General features: G+C 34.3%; 25 protein-coding genes and 1 other RNA gene. 12 read left to right on the top strand and 14 right to left on the bottom strand.

The annotated features are described in order from the left end of the window. Positions 1–28: 28 nt before the first annotated feature. The 4 genes from SYN6308_RS13555 (at position 29) to SYN6308_RS13540 (ending at position 4489) form a co-directional block, all read left to right on the top strand. The gene (locus tag SYN6308_RS13555) at positions 29–802 is read left to right on the top strand and encodes an ABC transporter permease (protein WP_017294991.1); all 774 of its coding nucleotides are present in this window, start codon (positions 29–31) and stop codon (positions 800–802) included. A 27-nt stretch (positions 803–829) separates the two neighbouring features. After that, a complete protein-coding gene (locus SYN6308_RS13550) occupies positions 830–2077 on the top strand; it encodes a sensor histidine kinase (RefSeq protein WP_017294990.1) in 1248 nt (415 codons plus the stop codon). A gap of 144 nt (positions 2078–2221) precedes the next feature. Beyond that, positions 2222–3016, top strand: a complete 795-nt coding sequence (locus tag SYN6308_RS13545; RefSeq protein WP_017294989.1) for a peptidylprolyl isomerase — start codon at positions 2222–2224, stop codon at positions 3014–3016. 300 nt (positions 3017–3316) lie between these two features. After that, positions 3317–4489, top strand: a complete 1173-nt coding sequence (locus SYN6308_RS13540; RefSeq protein WP_017294988.1) for a beta-ketoacyl-ACP synthase — start codon at positions 3317–3319, stop codon at positions 4487–4489. A gap of 364 nt (positions 4490–4853) precedes the next feature. On the opposite strand, the gene SYN6308_RS13535 is transcribed toward SYN6308_RS13540, so the two are convergent. Next, positions 4854–6395 carry a bifunctional ADP-dependent NAD(P)H-hydrate dehydratase/NAD(P)H-hydrate epimerase gene (locus tag SYN6308_RS13535; RefSeq protein WP_017294987.1) on the bottom strand — a complete coding sequence of 514 codons (1542 nt, stop codon included), beginning with the start codon at positions 6393–6395 and terminating at the stop codon, positions 4854–4856. Between the two features lie 490 nt (positions 6396–6885). On the opposite strand from SYN6308_RS13535, the gene SYN6308_RS13530 reads away from it, so the two are divergent. Then, on the top strand, positions 6886–8106 hold the full coding sequence (locus SYN6308_RS13530; RefSeq protein ID WP_017294986.1) for a response regulator: 1221 nt from the start codon (positions 6886–6888) through the stop codon (positions 8104–8106). 163 nt (positions 8107–8269) lie between these two features. After that, entirely contained in the window at positions 8270–8443 is a 174-nt protein-coding gene (rpmF, locus tag SYN6308_RS13525) for a 50S ribosomal protein L32 (protein ID WP_017294985.1), read from the top strand. Between the two features lie 69 nt (positions 8444–8512). On the opposite strand, the gene yidD is transcribed toward rpmF, so the two are convergent. Beyond that, positions 8513–8761: a membrane protein insertion efficiency factor YidD gene (yidD, locus tag SYN6308_RS13520; protein WP_017294984.1), complete on the bottom strand. Its 249-nt coding sequence runs from the start codon at positions 8759–8761 to the stop codon at positions 8513–8515. Positions 8762–8803: 42 nt separating this feature from the next. Further along, positions 8804–9796 carry a ketol-acid reductoisomerase gene (gene ilvC, locus SYN6308_RS13515; protein WP_017294983.1) on the bottom strand — a complete coding sequence of 331 codons (993 nt, stop codon included), beginning with the start codon at positions 9794–9796 and terminating at the stop codon, positions 8804–8806. Positions 9797–9963: 167 nt separating this feature from the next. Between ilvC and SYN6308_RS13510 the strand changes: the two genes are divergently transcribed. From SYN6308_RS13510 to rimI, 3 genes are all read left to right on the top strand, one after another. Then, on the top strand, positions 9964–10884 hold the full coding sequence (locus SYN6308_RS13510; protein ID WP_017294982.1) for an NAD(+) kinase: 921 nt from the start codon (positions 9964–9966) through the stop codon (positions 10882–10884). Positions 10885–11145: 261 nt separating this feature from the next. Then, on the top strand, positions 11146–11454 hold the full coding sequence (locus SYN6308_RS13505) for a DUF3067 family protein (protein WP_017294981.1): 309 nt from the start codon (positions 11146–11148) through the stop codon (positions 11452–11454). An 80-nt stretch (positions 11455–11534) separates the two neighbouring features. After that, positions 11535–12005: a ribosomal protein S18-alanine N-acetyltransferase gene (rimI, locus tag SYN6308_RS13500; RefSeq protein WP_017294980.1), complete on the top strand. Its 471-nt coding sequence runs from the start codon at positions 11535–11537 to the stop codon at positions 12003–12005. A gap of 240 nt (positions 12006–12245) precedes the next feature. Here the strand turns inward: rimI and SYN6308_RS13490 are convergent, their stop codons facing one another. From SYN6308_RS13490 to SYN6308_RS13460, 7 genes are all read right to left on the bottom strand, one after another. Beyond that, positions 12246–12650, bottom strand: coding sequence for a hypothetical protein (locus SYN6308_RS13490; RefSeq protein ID WP_017294978.1), 405 nt, complete (start codon positions 12648–12650; stop codon positions 12246–12248). 1 nt (position 12651) lies between these two features. Continuing rightward, entirely contained in the window at positions 12652–12876 is a 225-nt protein-coding gene (locus tag SYN6308_RS13485; protein WP_017294977.1) for a hypothetical protein, read from the bottom strand. Next, positions 12876–13103: a hypothetical protein gene (locus SYN6308_RS13480; RefSeq protein ID WP_017294976.1), complete on the bottom strand. Its 228-nt coding sequence runs from the start codon at positions 13101–13103 to the stop codon at positions 12876–12878. Before SYN6308_RS13480 ends, SYN6308_RS13485 begins: the two co-directional genes overlap by 1 nt. Positions 13104–13112: 9 nt before the next feature. Continuing rightward, positions 13113–13964 carry an ATP-binding protein gene (locus SYN6308_RS22465; protein WP_017294975.1) on the bottom strand — a complete coding sequence of 284 codons (852 nt, stop codon included), beginning with the start codon at positions 13962–13964 and terminating at the stop codon, positions 13113–13115. Positions 13965–14139: 175 nt separating this feature from the next. After that, positions 14140–15765: a chaperonin GroEL gene (groL, locus tag SYN6308_RS13470; RefSeq protein ID WP_017294974.1), complete on the bottom strand. Its 1626-nt coding sequence runs from the start codon at positions 15763–15765 to the stop codon at positions 14140–14142. Positions 15766–15876: 111 nt separating this feature from the next. Beyond that, entirely contained in the window at positions 15877–16188 is a 312-nt protein-coding gene (gene groES, locus SYN6308_RS13465) for a co-chaperone GroES (RefSeq protein ID WP_017294973.1), read from the bottom strand. Between the two features lie 252 nt (positions 16189–16440). Next, positions 16441–17181: a Uma2 family endonuclease gene (locus SYN6308_RS13460; protein ID WP_017294972.1), complete on the bottom strand. Its 741-nt coding sequence runs from the start codon at positions 17179–17181 to the stop codon at positions 16441–16443. 250 nt (positions 17182–17431) lie between these two features. Here SYN6308_RS13460 and SYN6308_RS13455 point away from each other — a divergent pair, with 250 nt between their 5' ends. Beyond that, positions 17432–18061 (top strand): Uma2 family endonuclease, encoded by a 630-nt coding sequence (locus tag SYN6308_RS13455; protein ID WP_017294971.1) that lies wholly within the window; start codon positions 17432–17434, stop codon positions 18059–18061. Between the two features lie 377 nt (positions 18062–18438). On the opposite strand, the gene SYN6308_RS25150 is transcribed toward SYN6308_RS13455, so the two are convergent. Together SYN6308_RS25150 and SYN6308_RS25145 are read right to left on the bottom strand one after the other, a co-directional pair. Further along, positions 18439–18588 (bottom strand): hypothetical protein, encoded by a 150-nt coding sequence (locus SYN6308_RS25150; protein WP_192816137.1) that lies wholly within the window; start codon positions 18586–18588, stop codon positions 18439–18441. A 45-nt stretch (positions 18589–18633) separates the two neighbouring features. Further along, on the bottom strand, positions 18634–18795 hold the full coding sequence (locus SYN6308_RS25145; RefSeq protein WP_017294970.1) for a hypothetical protein: 162 nt from the start codon (positions 18793–18795) through the stop codon (positions 18634–18636). 134 nt (positions 18796–18929) lie between these two features. Between SYN6308_RS25145 and SYN6308_RS13445 the strand changes: the two genes are divergently transcribed. Together SYN6308_RS13445 and rnpB are read left to right on the top strand one after the other, a co-directional pair. Beyond that, complete coding sequence (locus tag SYN6308_RS13445) at positions 18930–19694, top strand: LmeA family phospholipid-binding protein (protein ID WP_202803909.1); 765 nt, start codon at positions 18930–18932, stop codon at positions 19692–19694. Between the two features lie 50 nt (positions 19695–19744). Beyond that, positions 19745–20127, top strand: an RNA gene (gene rnpB / locus SYN6308_RS23645) — RNase P RNA component class A. Between the two features lie 39 nt (positions 20128–20166). On the opposite strand, the gene SYN6308_RS13440 is transcribed toward rnpB, so the two are convergent. Next, positions 20167–20550, bottom strand: a complete 384-nt coding sequence (locus SYN6308_RS13440; protein ID WP_017294968.1) for a hypothetical protein — start codon at positions 20548–20550, stop codon at positions 20167–20169. A gap of 143 nt (positions 20551–20693) precedes the next feature. Then, positions 20694–23036 (bottom strand): transglutaminase TgpA family protein, encoded by a 2343-nt coding sequence (locus SYN6308_RS13435; RefSeq protein ID WP_017294967.1) that lies wholly within the window; start codon positions 23034–23036, stop codon positions 20694–20696. Between the last annotated feature and the right edge of the window lie 66 nt (positions 23037–23102).

Below are 23102 nucleotides of genomic sequence, written 5' to 3'. Positions count from 1 at the left end.
ATCAAGAATCGTTTATTTTAAATTTTTTATGAATCTAACTCGTATTTTTGCCATCGCAACTAATGGTTTTCGGGAAGTAATTAGAGATCGTATTCTATATGTACTTGGTTTTTTTGTTCTCTTACTTGTCCTTGCTTCTCGTATTTTACCTCCCATTGCCGTCAGTGCTGACGAAAAAATTTTTTTAGATTTAGGTATTGGTGCTATAAGTTTATTAGGTGCGATCGTCGCAATTTTTGTTGGTACAGGATTAATTAACAAAGAAATCGAAAAAAGAACAGTCTTAATTTTAGTACCAAAACCCCTTACCAGTGCAGAATTTATCATCGGCAAACACCTAGGCTTATCAGGAGTTTTAATTGTCTTAGTCGCCACCATGACAGGGTTTTATTTTGCCTTGATGAGTCTATTGGGGATGAATTATCCTTTACAAAGTTTATTGATTGCCATTGGGTATATTCTCCTAGAATTAATGCTCTTAACCGCCATCGCTATGACTTTTGGCGTATTTACCAGTTCCATTTTAGCAACACTTCTAAGTTTTGGAGTGTATATTATGGGACATTTAAGTAGAGATTTGTTACAATTAGGTAAAATTACTGAGAATGCGGGGATAGAGAGAATAACAAAAACACTATTTTTAATTTTGCCAGACTTAGAAAGATTAAACTTAAAAAATGAAGCAGTTTATAATATTTTGCCCAATACAGGAGAATTGGTCAATAGCTTAATTTATGGCATTTTATATATAACTCTTTTGTTAACCATTACCATCACTATATTTTCCCGTCGTCAATTCTAAAAGTTTAATCAAAAAACTTTGAATACTATGGAAAACAATCCCATTATAGAAAAATTTAACCCCAGAGAAATTCATCATAATTTCCTAGATTTATTAGAAACTGCTGATAACATTGATAATTTTGCTCAATCATGTTATCAGTTACTTTCTAAATGGATGCGATTACATGGTTTTATCATCGGAATTTTTCAAGAAAATAATGAGACAATTGAAATTGTTTATCAAAATATTAATCAGACAAAAACACCAGAATATTTATCAATTATTGATGATTTAATTACCTCTAATAATGGTATTTTAGATGATAATTTTAATCCTTATGTTGCTCAAAACTTTAATAAATATAGTAATGTTAATCAAAACTTACAAGAAAATAATCTAAATTATTTATACTTACTCCCATTACATTTTAAGGGAAAATATTTAGGAAATTTATTGATAGATATTGATATATTTTTTATTCCAGAAGATGACATGAAAAAAGTTTTAATTATTCTGGGAAAATATCTTGCTATTTATCTTTATCAAAAACAATTAGAATTTCAAGAAAATGAGCTAAAAAAAAAGCAAGAAATATTAAATCAAAATAAGATTAATCAAAGTCAATATTTATCTCACATGAATCATGAATTACGAACCCCTATTTCTGCGGTAATTGGATTTTCTAAAATGTTACAACAACGATTGTACGGTGAATTAAATCCGAAACAAGCTCAATATATTGATGCAATTTATCAATCAGGAAAATATTTATTAGATTTAATTAGTGATTTATTAGACTTATCAAAAATAGAGGCAAAAAAAGAAAATTTATATATAGAAAAAGTATTCGTCAAGGAGTTGTGCGAATCAGCGATAGCCTTAATTAAAACCAAAGCAGAAGAAAGAAAATTAGATTTGATTTGCTCGATCGAACCTAACATAAAATATTGTTATATTGATGAGCGCCGTATCAAACAAGTGTTAGTAAATTTATTATCCAATGCAGTAAAATTTACTGAAAAAGGCTCAATTACCTTAGAAGTAAAACAAGATAAGAGTAATTTATTTTTTAGGGTTATTGATACAGGAATTGGTATCAAAAAAGAATCACAAACAAAATTATTTCAACCGTTTTCTCAATTAAATACCCATTTACATAAACAATGTAAAGGTACAGGATTAGGATTAGTTATTTCTCGTGAATTAGCGAGACTTCACGGCGGAGATATTACCCTAATTTCAGAGGAAAATCAAGGTAGTTGTTTTACCTTAAATATTCCAAAATTACCATAAATATTAGACAGATACTATATTTTAGCTAAAGACGTAAAATTTTACGTCTCTACAATAGTTTTAGGTATAAAAAATTTAATTTTTCCCATAAGTCTAGTAAAATTGAAAACAAATTGGTTTACTTTAATTTAAAAATTACAAAGAATGAATATTATATTAATTTTGTTTCTGATAACCGCTCTTAGTTTAACGGGGTGTCAACAGTTAGAAGCCAACACAGGAGGGGAAAACAACGGTACAACAACTCAAGAAACAGTACAAAATGACACTCCTCCCCCTATTGATCAAACATCAGAAATAGTCGAAAATACTGAGAGTCAAAAAAATAATGAAAATTTAATGAATTTACCACGTTTAGAAGGCAAAGCTACGGTTGTAATGAAAGTCAATGGGCAATCCATCACCATTGAAGTTGATGGCAATAATGCACCCATCACCGCAGGAAACTTTGTCGATTTAGTCAAAAAAGGTGTTTATAATGGCGTAGTTTTTCATCGTGTAGTTAAAGACCCTTCTCCATTTGTAGTACAAGGTGGCGATCCCCAAGGTAAAAATCCTAACTTCCCTGTTTCTGCTTTAGGTACGGGTAGTTACGTTGATCCTACCACCAACACTCCTCGTTATATCCCTTTAGAAATTCGCCCCCAATATGACGACACCAAAGAAAATGCGGTAGCGCCTCCCATCTCCTATAGTAAAACGATCAATGATACACCTCAATTAAAACATGATTATGGTGTAATTGCTATGGCTCGATCGCAAATGCCTGATTCTGCATCTTCTCAATTTTATTTTACCTTAGCTGATCTTCCTTTTCTTGATGGTGATTACGCTGTTTTTGGTAGAGTTATCGAAGGTATGGATATAGTAGAAACAATTAAACAGGGCGATCGCATTGAATCGGCGGAAGTTATTGCTGGTGCAGAAAACTTAAAATAATTTCAGTTTAGTAGGGTGGGCAATACCCACCAACCACCACAAATAGGGTTAAGGTGTTAATCAATAACTCACATTGAAATAAATTTCAATGCTAACAGCACAAGTCTGCTAAAGCGACTATTACACATCTCCAGAAAATATTTCGTAGGGGTTGAATACTACTAAACCCTTATTTTACCAATGTTTCCCAGAAGTTTATTGCAATTGAGAATTGAGAATTAACAAAGTTTAATCTCCCTATCTCCTTATCTCTCTATCTCCCTATCTCCCTATCTCCCTATCTCCCCTGATTGTTAATTGATGGTTAAAGTTGTCGTCACCGGTATTAGTATTGTTTCGAGTTTAGGAGATACAGAAGCTACTTGGCAGGGGGTAATAAATGGTGTCTCTGGCATTCAGTTTAGGCAACCTTTTGATTATTTTCCCCCTTTACCTCTTGCTTTAATTAACTCTCATCCCGCTTTTATGGGGGATGTCACTTCTATATTAATTCGAGATTTGCTCGATCGATCGAACCTTGAGCTACCCTTGACAGATACTGGTGTGGTAATGGGTTCGAGTCGTGGTTGTCAGGGGGATTGGGAAATATTTCTTTCCTCTGATAAACCTCATTTTTCACCTCCTTGGTTAGAGACTTTACCCTGTCAACCATCCTTGATAGTAGCTAATTATATTCAAAGTAGTTCGATCGTGCTTTCTCCTACCAATGCCTGTGCTACGGGGTTAGTTGCCATAGCGCAGGGGTACGAATTAATTAAACAACAACGCTGTGAAAGGGTGATTGTTGGTGCTGTGGAAACTCCCATTACCCCCCTAACCATGACGGGATTTAGGCAAATGAAAGCCTTGAGTCTTATAGGATGTGACCCATTTGGAAAAACAAGGGATGGCTTTGTGTTAGGGGAAGGAGGCGCAATGTTGATGTTAGAAACCGAAGCCTTAGCAAAAAGTCGTCAAGCTAAAATTTATGGAGAAATCTTGGCATGGGGTATGACTTGCGATGCTCAAGGAATGACAGCGCCTGAAAAAGAAGGTTATACTGCCATAAAATCGATCGAACAGTGTTTACAACGTAGCCAAACTAAACCTCAAGACATCGATTATATTCACGCCCACGGTACTGGTACAATCTTAAATGATCAACGGGAAGCTAAAATTATTGATCATTTATTCCCTCATAATCCCAAAGTTAGTTCCACTAAAGGAATTACAGGGCATACTTTAGGTGCTTCAGGTGCGATCGCCACCGCTTTAAGTTTATTTTCCTTAGACAGACAAACTCTGTTACCCAATACAAGGCTTTCTCCTTCAGAATTTGATTTGAATTTTTGTATTAAACCAGAGAAATACCCTGTAAAGAAAATACTTTGTTTTAGCTTCGGTTTCGGCGGACAAAATGCGGTAATTTGTATAGGAGAGAGGAGAAAAAAGTTAGCTTCTGCCGTAAGAAGCCCCACGCTTAGTTTTCGTTGAAAAAAAAAATTAAACAAGCGTGGGATGAATTACGGTCAAGATTTATGATATAATTTCATTAATCGGTGCTAGAGAGATGTAGCCGTAGTCGGCGAACTCCCCGTTGTAGAAAGGCTAGAGACTACCTATCAATCAATTGATAGCCCCAATGCTTCACTGTTCCTCTTGTAAGCATAAGCGTAAATGAACAAAGGCGGGTGAAAAACTAAACAGAATTACAAGACCTTCGGAACGAGGGATAAAGCCTATCGCCAGAGAATAAGACTTGTTACTTCTTGGAGTAACAAGCATTTCTTTGGGTAGGAAGTCAACACTGTAATTTTAATTCAGTGTCGGTAGTTCACCAGACACTAATTACTGACTCTCAAAATAAAAGTTCGATCGATCGAGAGATATAACGAGTTAAACTGACTCCATCAACACCTAATTCTGTCAAATCTTGAGAAGCTAAAATTCCTCCCTGTTGATGTAACCATCCTCCAGAAGCCACCACATCTTCTATAGAGTATTTGCTTAAATCCATTTGTGCCAGTAATCCTCCCAAAAAACCGCTCAATACATCTCCACTGCCTCCTCTAGCTAAAGCAGGAGTGCCTTCTTTGATAATCCAATTATATTTTCCCTGATGGCTTACCATCGTTTTAGCTCCTTTTAGTAAAATAGTACTATTAATTCTTTGGGAGGCTTCCTGTAATCCTTGTAATCGATTTTTATTTAAGTCAATATCAGGGAATAAACGTTTAAATTCTCCCTCATGGGGAGTTAAGATTGTGGGAAATTGACGTTGTGATAAAATTCGGAGGTTATCTTCTGTTAGATAGTTAAAACCATCAGCATCGATAATTAAGATACTAGGAGTAGCCAAAATTTCTTGAAAAGGAAAACAGGGTATTTTTTCTCGACTAATGCCCATTCCAAGCACGATCGAACTATACTTAGAAAAATCTATAGGAGGTAAAGAAGAAAAATCCATCACTCCCGTTGTCGTTTCTGGGGTAGCTATTACCAAAGCCGAAGGAATATTACCATTAATCAAAGGTTGCAAAAATTGAGGTACAATCATGGTTAACATCCCCACCCCACTGATATTAGCACCATAACCAGCTAATAAACCAGCACCGCCATAGGGTTTTGAGCCACATATTAATAAGACATTTCCTTGACGATATTTGTGAGTATTCACTGCACGAGGTAAGGGTAACACTTCTTTAACTTTTTCCCTCGTTATCACCCTTACCGCTGGAGATTGACTAATTACATCAGTAACAATATGATTAGGAATACCTATATCAATTTTTGTTAACTTTCCCGTATATTCCCACGCAGGAGACTGAAATAAACCTAACTTCCATAATCCCAAACATAAAGTCAGAGTAGCTTTGATGGCAACTCCTAAAACTTCCCCTGTATTGGTATGAATCCCAGAGGGAATGTCGATACTAACTATCGGTTTTTGCCATTGATTAACTAAAGTGACATCATCCGCTAAAGAGTGGCTAATGTGACGATTTAAGCCAAAACCAAACAGACAATCGATAATGACATGACAATTTTTTAATTCTTCAATGGTAGTGACAAAAGGCAAATTTAAAAACTTTGCATAGTGTAAATGTTGTTGTGTTAACTCCTTTGACTTGTCAGCTAGGGGAGTATATAACCAAACTTCGTAACCTTGTAGCCACAATTCCCTAGCAATAACTAAACCATCTCCTCCATTATGTCCACAACCGATGATAAATCCTACTTTTTTATATTGATTTTGAGGATATTCTTCAACAATTTTTTGAGTGGAGAATAAACCTGCTTTTTCCATCAAACTAGCTACGGGCATTTCTTGCGCAAACATTCGGTTTTCAATTTCCTGCATTTGTTTGGCAGTGACAACACAACACTCTTTATTTAACATATATTGATTTAGAAACAATTTATCACACTCAAAATAACAGAGTCTTAATCATTTTAATTTAACCTAACACCCTTACTGCTTTTTGTGTTTATTAAGAAAGTCAACAAATTTATTTTTTCTGATCTTTTCTACTCTAAAATAACATAGAAATAAAAATGTTCGATCGAACTAAAATAATAATAATAGACACGAGTGCAAAATAAAAAGTAAAATCTATTTTAGGGTGAAAAACATAAATTTCTTAACTTATTACTCATTACTCATTACTCAACTTCTGCAAGAAGTCTAATCGATAATCTCGATCGTCTGATCAAGAATAACTATACACCTGATCAACATCAATAAATTGTATAGCTAATTGAGATTATTTTAGAGTAACTGAAGAGTAAACTGAAAATCAGCAAAATTTTTTCGTTAAATTGTAGATGATGAAATTCATAGTTGATGACGAAAAGAGGATATACTTAAGTGAGAACATCAAGGGGAAACAATGAGTAGTTCAGGAGTACTAAAACAAAAACTGCAATCCCTCCAAGGAAAAAAGTTTACAGGCAGAATAGACATTAAAAATAGCAAAGGAAAAGAATGGCGATTGTATTTTTGTCTAAGTCGTTTAATTTGGGCGGATGGAGGTTATCATCCTTATAGAGCATGGGAAAGGTTATTAAATAAATATTGTCCTCATTTAGATCATCATTTTATTGATATTAATAAAGCTAAAAAATTTGAGTGTTGGAATTATTATTTAATGGTGTCTTTATTGCAAAGATTTTTAATTACAAAAGAACAGGCTTTATGTTTAATTAATGAGAGAATAAAACAAATATTATTTGATCTTTATCAAGCAGAAAATCAAGAAAAACTTAGTTATGATTTGGTGGTAGTAGAAGATAATTTTTCTGAGGAGTCAGGCTTAAAAGTATCGATTACATTATTAAAAATAGAAACAGTATTAACAGCCGTTGAGCCTCAGTGGCAACAATGGGAAAACTTTGGTTTAACTTCTTTTAGTCCCAATTATGCCCCAGTTATTAAAAATCCTCTTTTATTAAAACAAAAATTTAAAGGAAAAGAAAATACTTATAGCAAATTAGTATCTTTATTAAATGGAAAATTTCCCTTAATAGAATTAGCAGACAAATTAAATTTAACTATTATTAAACTAACTCTTTGGTTAAAACCTTATTTTGAACAGGGGCTAATTTCTTTAGTAGAAATAAAAGATCAATCTGTAGAAATCACTTTAATTGGAGTTACTAATCATGACTATAAAATAACTAAAACAACTCATCAACAATTGATACTTTGTGTGGACGATAGCCTCCAAGTTTGTCAAATTATGGAACATATTGTAACAGAAGCTGGTTATCAATATATCTCTATTCAAAACCCTTTAAAAGCCTTACCAGAAATTCTCAAAAGAAAGCCTGATTTAATTTTTTTAGACTTAATCATGCCTATTGTTAATGGTTATGAAATTTGTTCGCAAATTCGTCGAGTTTCTTCGTTAAAAGATACCCCAATTATTATTTTAACCAGTAATGATGGTATGATCGATCGAGTGAGAAGTAAACTGGTAGGGGCGAGTGGTTTTTTAGGAAAACCCATTGATCAAGAGAAAGTTTTAGCTAAAATAAAATCATGTTTTCGTGGGAAAAAATCCTCTAAATCAGGTGATTCTCCCCTGGAATTAAAAAGCGAAACTTCCTGATGATTATTCCAGATAGCTAATGGCACTAAAACATCGGTTTTTGTTCCTTCTTCGTTAGTCAAATATCTTATTTTATCTTTTAAGATGTTAATATTGTCAGTATCGATCGAATCAGGTTAGAATAGTAAAATTGTCCAATAATCAAAATATTATATAAAAATTCATGGCAGTACCTAAGAAGAAAACATCTAAATCGAAAAGAAATCAACGTCGAGCGCATTGGATTAAAAAAGCGGAATTACAAGCCCAAAGAGCATTAGCATTAGGTAAATCGGTATTAAGTGGTAAATCCAATAGTTTTGTTTACCCTACTGAGGAAGAAGAAACAGAAGAATAGTATTTCTTTGTGCCTTTGCGTCTTTGCGTGAGAAAAAAAGAAAGTAGGGTGTAACAACTCTACTACTATTTAATCTCCATCGAGCAAAGAAGTCAAATTATCCGATAATGAAGGAACAGGATCATAACCACCTTGATGAAAAGGATGACAACGGCAAACTCTGCGCACACTCAAACAACTACCCTTGATTGTACCATGACGCTCGATCGCCTCTAAAGCATATTGAGAACAAGTTGGTATAAACCGACAACTAGGAGGGAATAGAGGAGAAATGAAGCGACGATAAAAAGTAATGAGGAAAATTAGTAATTTTTTCATAGTATTCTTATTACCTAAAACCTAACACCTAAAACCTTGGGATTATTTTTTCAACCAACTAAACATAGCGCGTAAATCCTTACCCACTTCTTCGATAGTTTGTTCAGCTTCACGACGACGCATCGCAGTAAAACCGGGTTTACCAGCTTGATTTTCTAACACAAATTCTCTAGCAAATTGTCCAGATTGAATTTCCGTGAGGATTTTTTTCATTTCCGCACGGGTATCATCGGTAATAACTCTAGGTCCTCTGGTATAATCACCATATTCAGCCGTATTAGAGATACTATTGCGCATCTTAGCTAAACCGCCTTCTACAATTAAATCAACGATTAATTTAACTTCGTGGAGACATTCAAAATAAGCTAACTCAGGTTGATAACCAGCGGAAACTAAAGTATCAAAACCCGCTTTGATTAACTCAGATAAACCACCACATAATACAGCTTGTTCACCAAATAAATCCGTTTCGGTTTCTTCTCTGAAGCTAGTTTCCAGAATACCAGCACGAGTGCCACCAATACCTTTAGCATAAGCCATGGCTAAATTACGAGCATTACCAGTAGCATCTTGATAAACCGCAAATAAAGCAGGTACACCTTGTCCTTGTTCGTAAGTACGTCTAACTAAATGACCGGGTCCTTTTGGTGCTACCATTACCACATCAACATCTGCAGGGGGTACGATTTGCCCAAAATGAATGTTAAAACCATGAGCAAAAGATAATACTTTTCCTTTCGTCAAATAGGGTGCGATTTCTTTTTCGTAAACAGTACGTTGAACTTCGTCTGGTAATAAAATCATGATCCAGTCAGCAAGGGAGGAAGCCTCAGCCACGGTGTGAACTTTTAAACCGGCAGATTCTGCTTGGGGTTTAGATTTGCTACCTTCATAAAGTCCGACAATGACATTAACACCGCTTTCTTTTAAGTTTAAAGCATGGGCATGACCTTGAGAACCATAACCGATAATTGCAACAGTTTTATTAGTAAATAAATCTAAATTGGCATCATTATCATAATACATTTGAGCCATTATAAATTACCTCTGTATAAAATTTTAAATTTAGTGAGCAACCTTGTATTGTATCCTAAAATCAGTCTCAATCTTTAATCAATTTAAGACTTCGTCATTTTACCAAAAATCCAAAGTTGAGATTTTTCCCATTAGGATAAAATAAAAAAAATTAGATTAGAAAAATCGTGCGGTTAAAACAAGTAATTATTGCCTATAAAGCTGGGGATAGGGATAGTAAAGCATGGGCGGAAAGATGTGCTAAAGAGTTGGAAGCCCGTGATTGTAAGGTATTATTAGGTCCTAGTGGTTTTAAAGATAATCCTTATCCTGTATTTTTGGCTTCTGCTACTCAGTCGATCGATCTTGGTATTATATTAGGGGGAGACGGGACAATTTTAGCTGCAGCCCGTCATTTATCCCCAGAAAATATCCCCATTTTAGCGGTTAATGTGGGAGGACATTTAGGATTTTTAACTGAACCTTTTAGTCTTTTTCAGGATACAGAAAACCTGTGGTATCGTCTTGAAAATGATTTATATGCCGTAGAAAGGCGCATGATGTTGGAAGCGCAAATATGGGAGAGAAATAAAAATGATATTGAAGCAGTGAGCGATCGATTTTTTTGCTTAAATGAGATGTGTGTTAAACCTGCTTGTTTGGATAGAATGCCCACAGCTATCCTTGAAATGGAAGTGGATGGAGAAGTAGTAGATCAGTATCATGGTGATGGTTTAATCGTTTCTACTCCTACGGGTTCAACCTGTTATACTGCTTCTGCTAGTGGCCCGATTATACATCCGGGGATGAGTGCGATCGCTGTTACCCCCATATGTCCTTTGAGTTTATCTAGTCGCCCTTTATTATTACCTCCTCGATCGGTTGTAAGTATATGGACACTGGGAGATTACGAATTGAATAATAAACTATGGATGGATGGAGTATTAGCTACCTCTATTTGGCCCGGACAATGGGTAAGTATAAGTATGGCACAATGTCAAGCCCAATTTATTATTTTAAGGGAAGCACATTCATTTTATAAAACTTTACGAGAAAAATTACAATGGGCTGGAGCAAGAATTTATTGTGAAAATAATCACCGTAATTAAACCTCCGAATAGGGCAATTTTAGCTATCAATAAAAAAAGTCAATTTAACTTGAAAATAGATAATGAGATAATTTATTTTATCATCAAAAAATATTATCGATGAAGAAACTAAAGAATCTTTAACAGAACCAAAATTATCTATTGTAATTTCTACCCTTATGAGGTAAAATGTTTCTATATTTTAATTGAAACGAAGGAACAAAGAGCAAAAGGGAAAAAACCACAAAAAAGGTCAAAATATATCTTTGGAGAAGTCTATTTATGACAGGAAAAGAATTAAGAGAATTAATTTTCAATAAATGGGGATATTCCTATGATATTCAAGTGATCAATATTAAGGATAAAATCTATTTTCAGGTAATGTGGAAATATTTAGAACAAGCCTCCTTTCATTGGAATGAATCAGAGTATCTTCTACATTTAGACGAAATCGCCAACTATATCACCTCTTGGGGAGTCATTTCTCAGGTGGAAAATGGTATTCAAGAAGCCAAAAGTCGCCCACGCTTGGGTAAAGCCGTTAGTTTTTCCCTTGATTTGGGCGATCGAACTTCCGAATGGATTATATAAATTAATAAATAGCTAAAAAATTAACCGAGATAATGCACAGAAAAACATCATCCTTCGTTAATATTTAATACTTAACTTATATGAGTTTAGAAATAATTAATATAAAGAATTTAACCAAAAAAGAACTAGATCAAGTCTTAGAATTAGATCATCTTTGTTTTGGCGGTTTATGGAGTTTAGACGGTTATAAAAGAGAAATAGAAAGCCCTAATAGTTGTTTATTAGTTCTAACTATTGATATTAATAATACCGAAAAAGTGATTGGTTTAGGTTGTTTTTGGTCAATTCTTGAGGAGGCACATTTAACTATTTTAGCGATTCATCCAGATTTTCAAGGGCAAGGTTTTGGTAAATTATTATTAACTAAATTATTAAAAGAAGCGCAAAATAAATCTTTAGAAAGAGCGACTTTAGAAGTGGGAGAAAATAATATCAAAGCCTTGAGTTTATATGAAAAATTTGGTTTTAAAGAAGCAGGAAGACGCAAAAAATATTATAAAAGTACTGGAGAAGATGCCTTAATTTTATGGAAACAATTTGAAATTAAATAGTTTAGGTTCGATCGATTTATCTGAGAGTAAACAAACCAATCGTTTGTTTTATCGTCAAAACGAAAGAAAGAATGCTTTTTATAATATTTTAAATAACACTTGAAAGATTCTTAGACGAACTTGTGCCATAATTTTTTGACAAGATTTTTGTGTATTTGTGTTTACATATAACAAAACCTTGATTTTTAAGTATTTTTCCTATCTTCTACAGTAATCAACTATCACATAAGAAAAATTTTATTAACCTAAACGAAAATGAGTAATGTTGTCATTTACAAGATATGAAAGTAACTCTACAACAACTTGTGCGTTGCTTTTATGAGTGTTATTGCTGTCATCGGAAATTTTTTCTTGTATTGTTTCACCATAATCTGATATTGAATTTCGTTTTTTGTCCTCAATTTCTTTATAAAATTCTCCTGATAAAAGTTCACTTAATTCTTTGCCAATAAAATCTTTTTCTATAGTTGACAATGTAATCAAATCACTGAGTTCATCTTTGTCAAGAGAACTATCTGGAGGAAGTTCTCCATTAGTTTCTAATTTAGGGATAGTTGTAGTTGACATAATTTTTTTCATTAATTCTGCTCCAACACTAACTGTTCCAACTGGTTTTAATTTTTTATCATAAAAGTCAAAATCCATATTAATTCTCCTTTTCTATTTCTCTACTTTCAGATTCTAAATCACTGGGTTCAACATTTTCTCGATACCATATATCATGATCATTAAATATTTTTTTTGATTTATCCGATATAGGTCCACCTGAGATAACCCCCGAAACTCCTTTTTCAGCTATTTTTTTAGCTTTGCTTGGAGGTATAGCGGAAGAATATGCTTTAACTTCAATATAATCAGAATTTTCGGACATTACTTATTTCTCCTTGCTTGATTTTTATCAATAGTATCTCCGAGTAAATCCAAATATTTTTTTGAATCTTCCTTTGCTACTTTGATGTCTCCTCTTGAGTCATTCTCAGTAGTAGCTTCCACTTTTAAACCATTTTTTGCGCCTAATTTAACCGCATTATCAACCATATCCTCATGTTTGATGTATGAATCAATAGTTTTCCTTCCCGAACTTCTTGTATCTGTCATAATTCTCCTTTATTGAAGTAAAGAATAAGCCTGTTCTTGTTTTTCAAAAGACACTTTTGATGATTCAGAACTATTTAATTCGTCAATAAACTGTTGAAATTGAATTTCATTTCCAATTAAGCTATTTAAAAATAACTTTTGCATAACTAATATAATATCATAAGGAGTAAATTTTTTTTCTTTAGTAATACTTTCTATTAAATCATAATCAATTTGTAATTGACTACCAATTATTTTTTCAATGGGACTCAACAAATCCTCAAGTTGTATTCTATTTAAAATAGGATCAACTTTAATCTTTAAAGAAAATCTCCTTTTAATAGCTGAATCTAAATTTGAAAACATATTTGTTGTAGCGGCAATCACGGGAGTGTATTCAAAATCTATTTGTAATAATTCATCTAATTGTATCAAGAAGGTATTAACCCCTCGTCTAACCCCTGATGATTCATTACTCATAAAACGAGAAGATAACACAGAATCTATATCATCTAACTGTAAAAATACTTTTTTTCCACATTTTCCCTGTTCAATAATTTGCTCAAATAACTCTTTAATTGCTTTTGATGTTTCCCCTAACTCTTTATCAACCAAAAGGTCTAAACTTTCTCGATAATACTTAATACCATTTATTTCAAAATTATTAGCAACTTCTTTTAACAATGATGTTTTTCCCGTTCCGGGTGGACCATATAATAAAATGGTTGACATAAAATGAAGTGTTTTAGATTGTTCCTGCCAATCTTGTGACCAAACAAAATTACAAAAGGCTTCTAATATTTTTTTTTGCTCGTCTATACCAATGAGTTTATTTGACAAAAAATTGGGATTTTGCTGTTTTGGAGAAAAAATTTTGACCACAACTACCTCCTTGACTTAATTAATATAATACTAACATTTTTAATATCCTCAATAGTTAACGAAATTATAAACAATAATATATTTATTTTTACACAAAAAAAAGGTGGGCATTGCCCACCCATTTATTTATCTTGTAGGTTGGGTTGAAGAATGAAACCCAACACAATTTCAAGGATTAGTAATCGAAGTCACCGCCACCAGCAGGGGCTGCAGCTTTTTCTTTCTCAGGCTTGTCAACAATAATACATTCAGTAGTTAATACCATACCTGCGATCGAGGCTGCATTTTGAATAGCAGAGCGTGTTACTTTAGCAGGATCAACGATACCTGCGGCGAACATATCTACATACTCATTGTTAGAAGCATCATAACCAGTGTTAAAGTCTTTTTCTTTAACTCTTTCAGCTACTACTGCACCATTTTGACCTGCGTTTTCAGCAATACGTTTTAAGGGAGCAGTTAAAGCACGAGCTACGATTAAAGCACCAGTTAACTGTTCAGCAGTAAGGTTAGCAGTTGCCCAAGTTTCCAATTCAGGAGCTAAGTGAGCTAAGGTTGTACCGCCACCGGGTACGATACCTTCTTCTACTGCCGCTTTGGTAGCGTTGATGGCATCTTCTAAACGGAGCTTACGATCTTTCATTTCGGTTTCAGTAGCCGCACCTACTTTGATCACTGCAACACCACCGCTTAATTTAGCTAAACGCTCTTGTAATTTTTCTTTGTCGTAGGAAGAATCAGATTCTTCGATTTGACGGCGAATTTGATCACAACGGGTTTTAACTTCTTTTTCGTTGCCTTCGGCTACGATCGTAGTGGTATCTTTAGTAATAGTTAAACGACGAGCAGTACCTAATTGATCTACGGTAGTAGTATCTAATTTTAATCCTGCATCTTCACTAATTAACTGTCCACCAGTTAAAATAGCCAAGTCTTCTAACATTTGTTTACGACGATCGCCAAAACCGGGAGCTTTAACTGCCGCTACATTTAACACACCACGAAGACGATTAACAACTAAAGTTGCAAGAGCTTCTTTTTCAATGTCTTCAGCGATGATGATTAAAGGTTTACCTTGACGAGCAACTTGTTCTAAAACAGGTACTAAGTCTTGAACTAAGGTAATTTTTTTGTCAGTAATTAAGATGAAAGGATCTTCAAATACTGCCTCCATGCGCTCGGTATCAGTAACGAAGTAAGGAGAGATATAACCTTTATCGAAACGCATCCCTTCGGTGATTTCGAGTTCGGTTTCCATGGATTTACCTTCTTCGAGGGAGATAACGCCTTCTTGCCCTACTTTTTCCATGGCTTTGGCAATCATATCTCCTACTTCGCTATCATTTCCTGCGGAGATTGTACCTACTTGAGCGATGGCTTTACTGTCTTCTACTTTTTTGGAGTGAGCGGCAATTTTTTCGACTAAATGCTCGGTGGCTTTGTCAATACCACGTTTTAAAGCGATGGGATTCGCACCAGCCGCTACGTTGCGTAAACCTTCTTTAACGATCGCATGGGCTAATACCGTTGCGGTGGTTGTACCGTCACCTGCTACGTCATTGGTTTTAGAAGCGGCTTGACGAATTAAGGCTACTCCAGTATTTTCGATGTGATCTTCTAATTCGATCTCTTTAGCGATGGTAACACCGTCATTAACGATTTGAGGAGCTCCAAATTTTTTCTCCAATACAACATTACGTCCTTTTGGTCCTAAGGTAACTGCTACTGCTTCGGCTAATAAGTCTATACCTTTTTCAAGGGCGCGACGGGCTTCTTCGTTGTAAATAATAGATTTTGCCATAATTGATCAATTCTCTTGATTTTTTTGTATAATTTGTAATAATTTTTGGTACGATCGAACGGATTATTTGGGTTTCGTACCTCAACCCAACCTACTATGAAATTTACGGAGTTAGGAAACTACTGCAAGGATGTCTTTTTCGGAGAGTAAAACGTAGTCATCGCCACCTAATTTGATGTCTGTACCTGCATATTTGGAATAAAGTACTTTGTCGCCAACTTTTACTTCAACGGGAGTACGTTCTCCTTTATCGTTTACTTTTCCATCCCCAACGGTGACGACTTCTCCTACTTGGGGTTTCTCTTTGGCGTTGTCAGGTAAGTAGATTCCACCCGCAGTTTTTTCTTCTGCTTCACTTACTTTAACGAAAACTCGATCGCCTAAAGGCTTTACTGTTGATACATTAATGGTAATTGCTGCCATTGATGGTTTACTCCTTTTTTAGTTAACTATGGTTTTTCAGTGAGTCGTTTTATTTTTAGCGCTCTCACCTTACGAGTGCTAATTTAACCGAAAATTTATGACCATAGCAAGTACCTTGATTGTACGGGTTTCCGAACTATTAATGATTAGGGGTTGTCTCATCGTCTTCTGATGAGGAAAGGTGTTAGGTATTAGGTATTAGGTTAAAGAATTTATAAAAAACTTATGTTTATTGCTTTTCTTCTTTTTCTTTTACTCGATGCTAATTCCTTTCTCCCTTAAGAGTCTTTCCAACTTTTCAGCACGTTGACGTTCTTGTTCTAGTTGTAATTCTAATTGTTTACGTTCCACCTGTTGTGCTTTGATTAAATCCTCTACAACTAGAGGTGCAAGTAATTCATCAACGGATAAACTTAAATCAGGAAACTCCAAAGAGTTAATTGTTTCTCCCGATACAAAATCATTATATTCGTAACCATCTTCCCCTTCGGGATGGGTTAAAATTCTGATTCGTTGTTTATTCGCATCTATAATCCAATATTCTGGTATTTCAATCAAAGCATATTCGGCTCTTGTTAAAATATAGTCTTCTCGCCAATTTTCGCTAGATACTTCTACCACTAATCTCGGTGTCTCTTGTAAATCAAACACTCCCGAACCTTTGCGATCGCACACTTTTTCCCATAATTCCCTTGTGCTGATGATAACATCTGGGATACGAGAACTATCAATTCCTGTTCTCACTCCCACATCATTAATCGCCACTACATTAAGTTCCACAGAGGCAAAAAACACTTGAAATTGATATACTAAATAATTACAAATTCTCGTATGTAAACCTGTTGGTGTCGCCATTGGTATTAATTTCCCCCGATAAAGTTCATATTTAGTATCTGTGTTGTCTTCGTACTTTAAGTATTCTTCAAAAGTTAATCTTTTTATGGGGGAATCAAGGGGGAAAGAGTATCTTTGTTTGAAGCTCGATTGTGTCATAATTTTTAACCAGATTACTTTCTCTATATTCTATCTCAGGTAGCTATAAAATTAGCGGTGAAGACGATCGATAACTACAGCAAAAAATAATAAGAATTAATTGAAAATTTACTTAGTTTTCTCATAATTTTGATGGAATATTTTAATATTCAAAAAATAAATCTATAATTACTTTAAACGAAAAAATAACCGTTCGATCGAACAAAAAATCCAGTTATGATATTAGTAAACCCTTCACAAGTCAATAATGATGCTTACCAAAAAGAGAGCCGATCGAGTCTTACTTTATAATATAGATTGGCAACAATTTGAAAATATCCTCATAGATTTGGGACAAATCCGTTCTGCTAGGATTGCTTATGATTATGGAACTTTAGAAATTATGAGTCCTTTACCCGAACACGAGTACTTTAAAGAAAATATTGGTACAGCAATTCAAGACATTGCTGAAGTTTTAGAGAGAGATTATGAAAGTTTAGGCTCTACAACTTGGCGTAAACAGGCAAAAATGGCTGGGGTTGAACCTGACAACTGTTTTTATTTTCAGAATGAGCCTAAAATAAGAGGTAAATTAGATTATGATTTAAACCAAGACCCTCCTCCTGATCTTGCCTTAGAAATTGATCTTACCAGTAAATCTTTAAATCGTTTTCCTATTTATGCGCGTTTAGGGATACCTGAATTGTGGTGTTATGATGAAGAACAGTTGAATATTTATTTATTACAAGCCGATGAAACCTATGAAACATCAGGATCAAGTTTAGTTTTTCCAGATTTACCCGTGCAAGAAATACCAGATGTTATTAATCAATATCGTTTACAAGGAAGAAGAACAATTCGTCAAAAAATTAGGGAATGGGCAATGTCACACCGTCTATAAATCTATTATCGGGTTTGATGAGTCCTAGTTTATCGAGATAAATTATTCAAAATAAAAATAGTGAACTACTCATACTGAATTAAAATTACAGTGTTGGCTTCCTACCCAAAGAAACGCTTTTTAATCTTTGTAGATTATTGAGTCTTACTCTCTGGCGATAGGCTTTATCCCTCGTTCCGAAGGTAGTAATTCTATTTAGTTTTTCACCCGCCTTTGTTCATTTACGCTTATAGCTTATAAGAGGAACAGTGAAGCATTGGGGCTATCAATTTATTGATAGGTAGTCTCTAGCCTTTCTACAACGGGGAGTTCGCCGACTACGGCTACATCTCTCTAGCACCGATTAATCAAATTATATCATAAATCTTGACCGTAATTTATCCTACGCCGATTTTAATGTGTGTTCTTTTACCGAAAAATACGGACGTGGGGCTTCTTACTGCAGAAGCTAAAGATTGCCAACTCTGTTTATTTCTTGGGTTTTTTTGACGTAAGGGATTAACGGTTGTTTGAAATACTACTTTCATTTCGACACCGTTTTTATCTCGAATACCGTCACCTTTACTGTCTTTCTATCCTGCATTATCTAATAATTCCTTTGCTTTTTCCATGTTATATTCCATCAAAGGAGTATCGGAAACGTAGTTCGGCGGTGCAAGTAAAAAATTATTGGTGGGTTTCCCCGTTGTACAATAAAGTTGGGATACGATCGTATTTTTATCGATCGAGTTCATATTTGGTGTCTGTATTGTTTTATGCTGTTTAACTAGATTCGGTATTTCTCCTGTACCTGATTTTTATTAACAATTTTATGATTTACTCAGGTTTTAACATTTCTTAATGTTAAAATGGATTATTGTAAAAGTAAATCAGGACGATAACAACAATTGTGTTTGGTAATTTACCTTTTTCGGGACAAAGTGGAGATCAAATCGCCAGTAAGGCTATCACAACGGCGATCGCAGCCTTGTTTAAAAAAACAGGCAAATTACAAGCAAATCTCAGGGTTGAACCAGTGGCTAAACTTTTACAAGGAAGTGTGGATGGTTTCGACTTCATCGGTAATGGAATGTTAATGTATAATGGTTTGAGAATCGAAGCCATGGAATTATATCTCCAAGCTATTTCTATCGATTTTAGCTCCATTTTTAGTGGTAAAGTTAAATTAAGACAACCTACTCAAGCAACTTTGAGAATTGTGTTGACGGAGGAAGATTTAACTACTTCTTTTAATACTCCTTTTATTGTTGATAAATTACAAAAGTTACAATATCAAGAGCAATCACTACATTTTCAAAATACTCAAATTACTGTTAATGAAGATAAATCTTTGGGTATTAAAGCCGATATAAAAATTGGTATTAATTCAGAAATAGTTAGTATTAATATTATTGCTAATTTAGAAGTAGAAGGTAGAACCAAAATTCAATTTACGAATCCTCAATATCAAGGTAATAATGACAGTCAATTATTAGGGAAAGCGTTAATTGATCATGTTAATAACCTCTTAGATTTAGATAAATTTGTTTTAGATGGAACTCGTTTAAGGGTCGATCGAGCTAGAATTAAAGATAAAGAATTTGTCTTTTATGGCACGGCAGAAATTAGCCATTTTCCAGACAAAAAAGCCTAAAGAAAGTCGAATTGAAAATTTAACAATTTATGATATTATAGAATAGAAAAGAGAGTAAGAGCGGTAGTTGCAAATTAAACTTTTCCTGTGAAGTTTAGTTTGAGGAAAGTCCGGGCTCCCAAAAGATCAAACTTGCTGGGTAACGCCCAGTGCGCGTGAGCGTGAGGATAGTGCCACAGAAAAATACCGCCCGTTTTCGGGTAAGGGTGCAAAGGTGTCGGTAAGAGCGCACCAGCAGTATCGAGAGGTACTGGCTCGGTAAACCCCGGTGGGGAGCAAGGTCGGAGGAATTACGGTTGATCTTTTCCCGATTTCGTCTTCGGTGTACCGCTTGAGGTGATCAGTAATGTTCATCCTAGATAGATAACTACCCCTTTAGTTTACTAATAGTTTACCAAAGGAACAGAACCCGGCTTACTCCTTACTCTCTTTTTTTATCTTATCCTCTTAGTAGTGAGGGAGATAGAAAGAGTTAATCTAAAAAATCTGTAAGAATTTCGTCGGGTTCGTCTTCAATTTCTTCATGGGTCATGATAGAATGTCCTATACGATCGAGAGGACGAGGGATAACTTGAGTTTGCAGACTGGCAATGAGTTTCTCCATAATTTCAAAACGATGTTTGAGATTTTCAATATCATAGTCTTTACTTTCTAAGATGGTTAGTCGGGTAATTAAATCTTGATCTTGTTTTTCCAGTCGATCGAGCCTATTATTCTGTAGATTATCCCCTAAATATTGACCAATAATATCAGTAATTAAGTCTGTTAAAGGCTGTTTTTTGTCTTGGGCTAAACTTTCAATTTTTTCTAGCCATGGAGAAGGTAAATTTAAGGTGATATTTAAAGGTTTATTCATAACTATTGTTGTTTTAATTTTGGGATAATTGATGATTTCATGATAATAATTGATTGAAACTATAGAAAAAATTATTTTAATGCTTTTAAAATTAAGTATTTGTTCTATATAAAATCTTTACTTTTAAAAAGTAAATTCTAAAATTAATTGCTAATTAAACTTATATTTTTGCTGGTAAAACTACGATTTAATAAATTAAATTGTGATTGTAAATAATCTAAATTAGCAGGAATATTGCCATAACGCCATTGTACATAACTATTGGTAATTAAAATAATAATTTCTAGTTGTTCGATCGATAAAAACTCTCTTAAACTATGGGCATATTCAAGAGGAGTTTGAGCCGAATTTTTTGGATAATTTTTTTCTGCTAATAAGTCTAACATTTCTCGATATAATTTTTCGAGGGGATTGAGTTTAGCTAATTTTAAACGATACAATAATTTTTGAGCAAAATTCAACCCTAACCAACTAAGAAAAGCAAGGATAATTAAGCCTAAAAATCCCATTAAAATTCCGACAAAACTACCTGTTAAAAATTGCCATAATTTTCCTAACCAACTGGAGGCAAATAGGTTAGTAATGGTATTAAATATTTTGGTGAATAAAGCTGTGATAAAAGCGGTAATAGGAGAAGGCAACCAACTGGCAACCCACTTCCATAATTGCCCTAAAACTCCGAAGGTGTTGTCATCTTCAAAGGATGGTGGTATGATCTCATGACTGGGTAAAGGATCAAAATAATGCCATCCATAGTCAGGAAAATAGACTTCGCTTAAGGCGTGGGCATCGGTGTTATGTACAACATAGTAACCTGTAAAGGGGTTAAATTGTCCTGTGCCAAAACCGACAACTAAACGGGAGGGAATATCGATCGATCTTAACATCATGGTGTACACTGTAGCAAAATGATCAGGATAACCCCCGCCATTTTCTAAGAATGCTAAAGTTAAATCGTCATTATTATTGAGTAAAGGAAAATCGGTTTTAATCTCATAATTTTGTTTAATAGCTTGGGCTAAATATAAGGCTTTTTCATAGTTAGATTCTAATTTGTTAGGAGATTTTGCTAATAATTCTTCGGCTTTTTGTTTTAATGTGGCTTTAATTTTATCGGGGATAGTTAAATGATATTTTGTGATTAATTCGGGATAAGAATTTCCTGCTTGTTTTAAATCTGTTTGACTGCGATAGGGAACTCGTGATACTGTGGTGTAAGTTAAACCTTCAATTAACCCTGCAGGCGATCGTAAACTACCCTCAGCATCTAAAGCAAGTTGTTCTGTGGGAAAATAGATATATTGAGGATATTTGAGTACTGGGATAATATTAGGTAAATCAGAAACTACAGTATAAGTCTGAATAATTTTTCTCGTGTCACTTTTAAGAAAAGGTACATCTAAGTTAAATTGATAATTCCAAGGATTGCGTTTAATATCGATGGTTTGATTTTCCCTAGAAATTTCCCACCCTTGTCCAGTATAATGATCAAACGCTAAAACTCGCCAAAATCCGGGGGCTTGAGAGCGTATTCTCAAAACTATTTTTTTCTGTAAAATATTTGCACCGTGTAAATTTTGGTTAATGATAGTATTAAAACCATAGTAAGAATTATCACTACCACTACCTTGTCCGTTACCTTCTCCCATTAAGTTATCATTTACAGTACCATCTCGGTTATAACCGGGGTTAACAATACCTCTATCTTTCTCGCCCGGTGTAAAGTTTTGTTGTAATCCTTCAGGTGCTCTGACGGGGAAACTTTGTAATTTGTAACCCGGATAACGGGGCATAATGGCAAATAAAGATAAGCCCAATAAAAGAATAATTAAGACAAAACTAAAGAGTTTTTTGGGGGATAAAGGAGAGTTTTGCCACCGTAGTTGTTTTTTCTGAACATTTTTCTCTCTTTGAATTTGTTTATATTCTGTCTCCCATGTTTTTAAGCCCATTCTCGATCGATAATCAAGTACCATAGTAGGAATGGCAATGAGTAAAAATAGTAATAACCAAGGTGCAAAAGCTAAAGTTTGAGATAAAGTGGCGGCTACCCCAATTAAGATTACTCCGATAATCATAGAATAGCCTAAGTCTTTTCTTCTGGGTAAATCAAAGCTATGCAAAACCTGCAATTGTACTAAAAATTCTGCTAAGACTAAGCGATTATCAAAAATATTTTCCACTAGATTGCCTAAAAAAAACACTAAGGTTATGATCATGGCAATAGCTAAACCAAATTTAAGGCTAATATTGCGTAACTTTCTGCGTCTCCAACTAATAAACCCTCCAAGAATACTTAAAGGAATTGCCCAAACACTCATAGGAAATTCGCTTCTAGCGGCGACATCCGTGGCGATAATACCAACAATAACCATAGTTTGCACTAAGATGCGCAGGAGGATAGATTCTTCGGTTTTGGGGAGAGGGAAAGATTCTATGTGCTGGATAATGGCTTTAAAACTAGGGATTTGTGGTGAGTTTTCCATGAGTAATAACTAAGTTGCTATAGCTATTAATTATACATCAGTGATTTTTAATAAGTTAGTATTTTA

It is taken from the genome of Geminocystis herdmanii PCC 6308 (assembly GCF_000332235.1).
Taxonomy (GTDB): Bacteria; Cyanobacteriota; Cyanobacteriia; order Cyanobacteriales; family Cyanobacteriaceae; genus Geminocystis; species Geminocystis herdmanii.
This window is presented reverse-complemented; position numbering and strand designations above follow the sequence as displayed.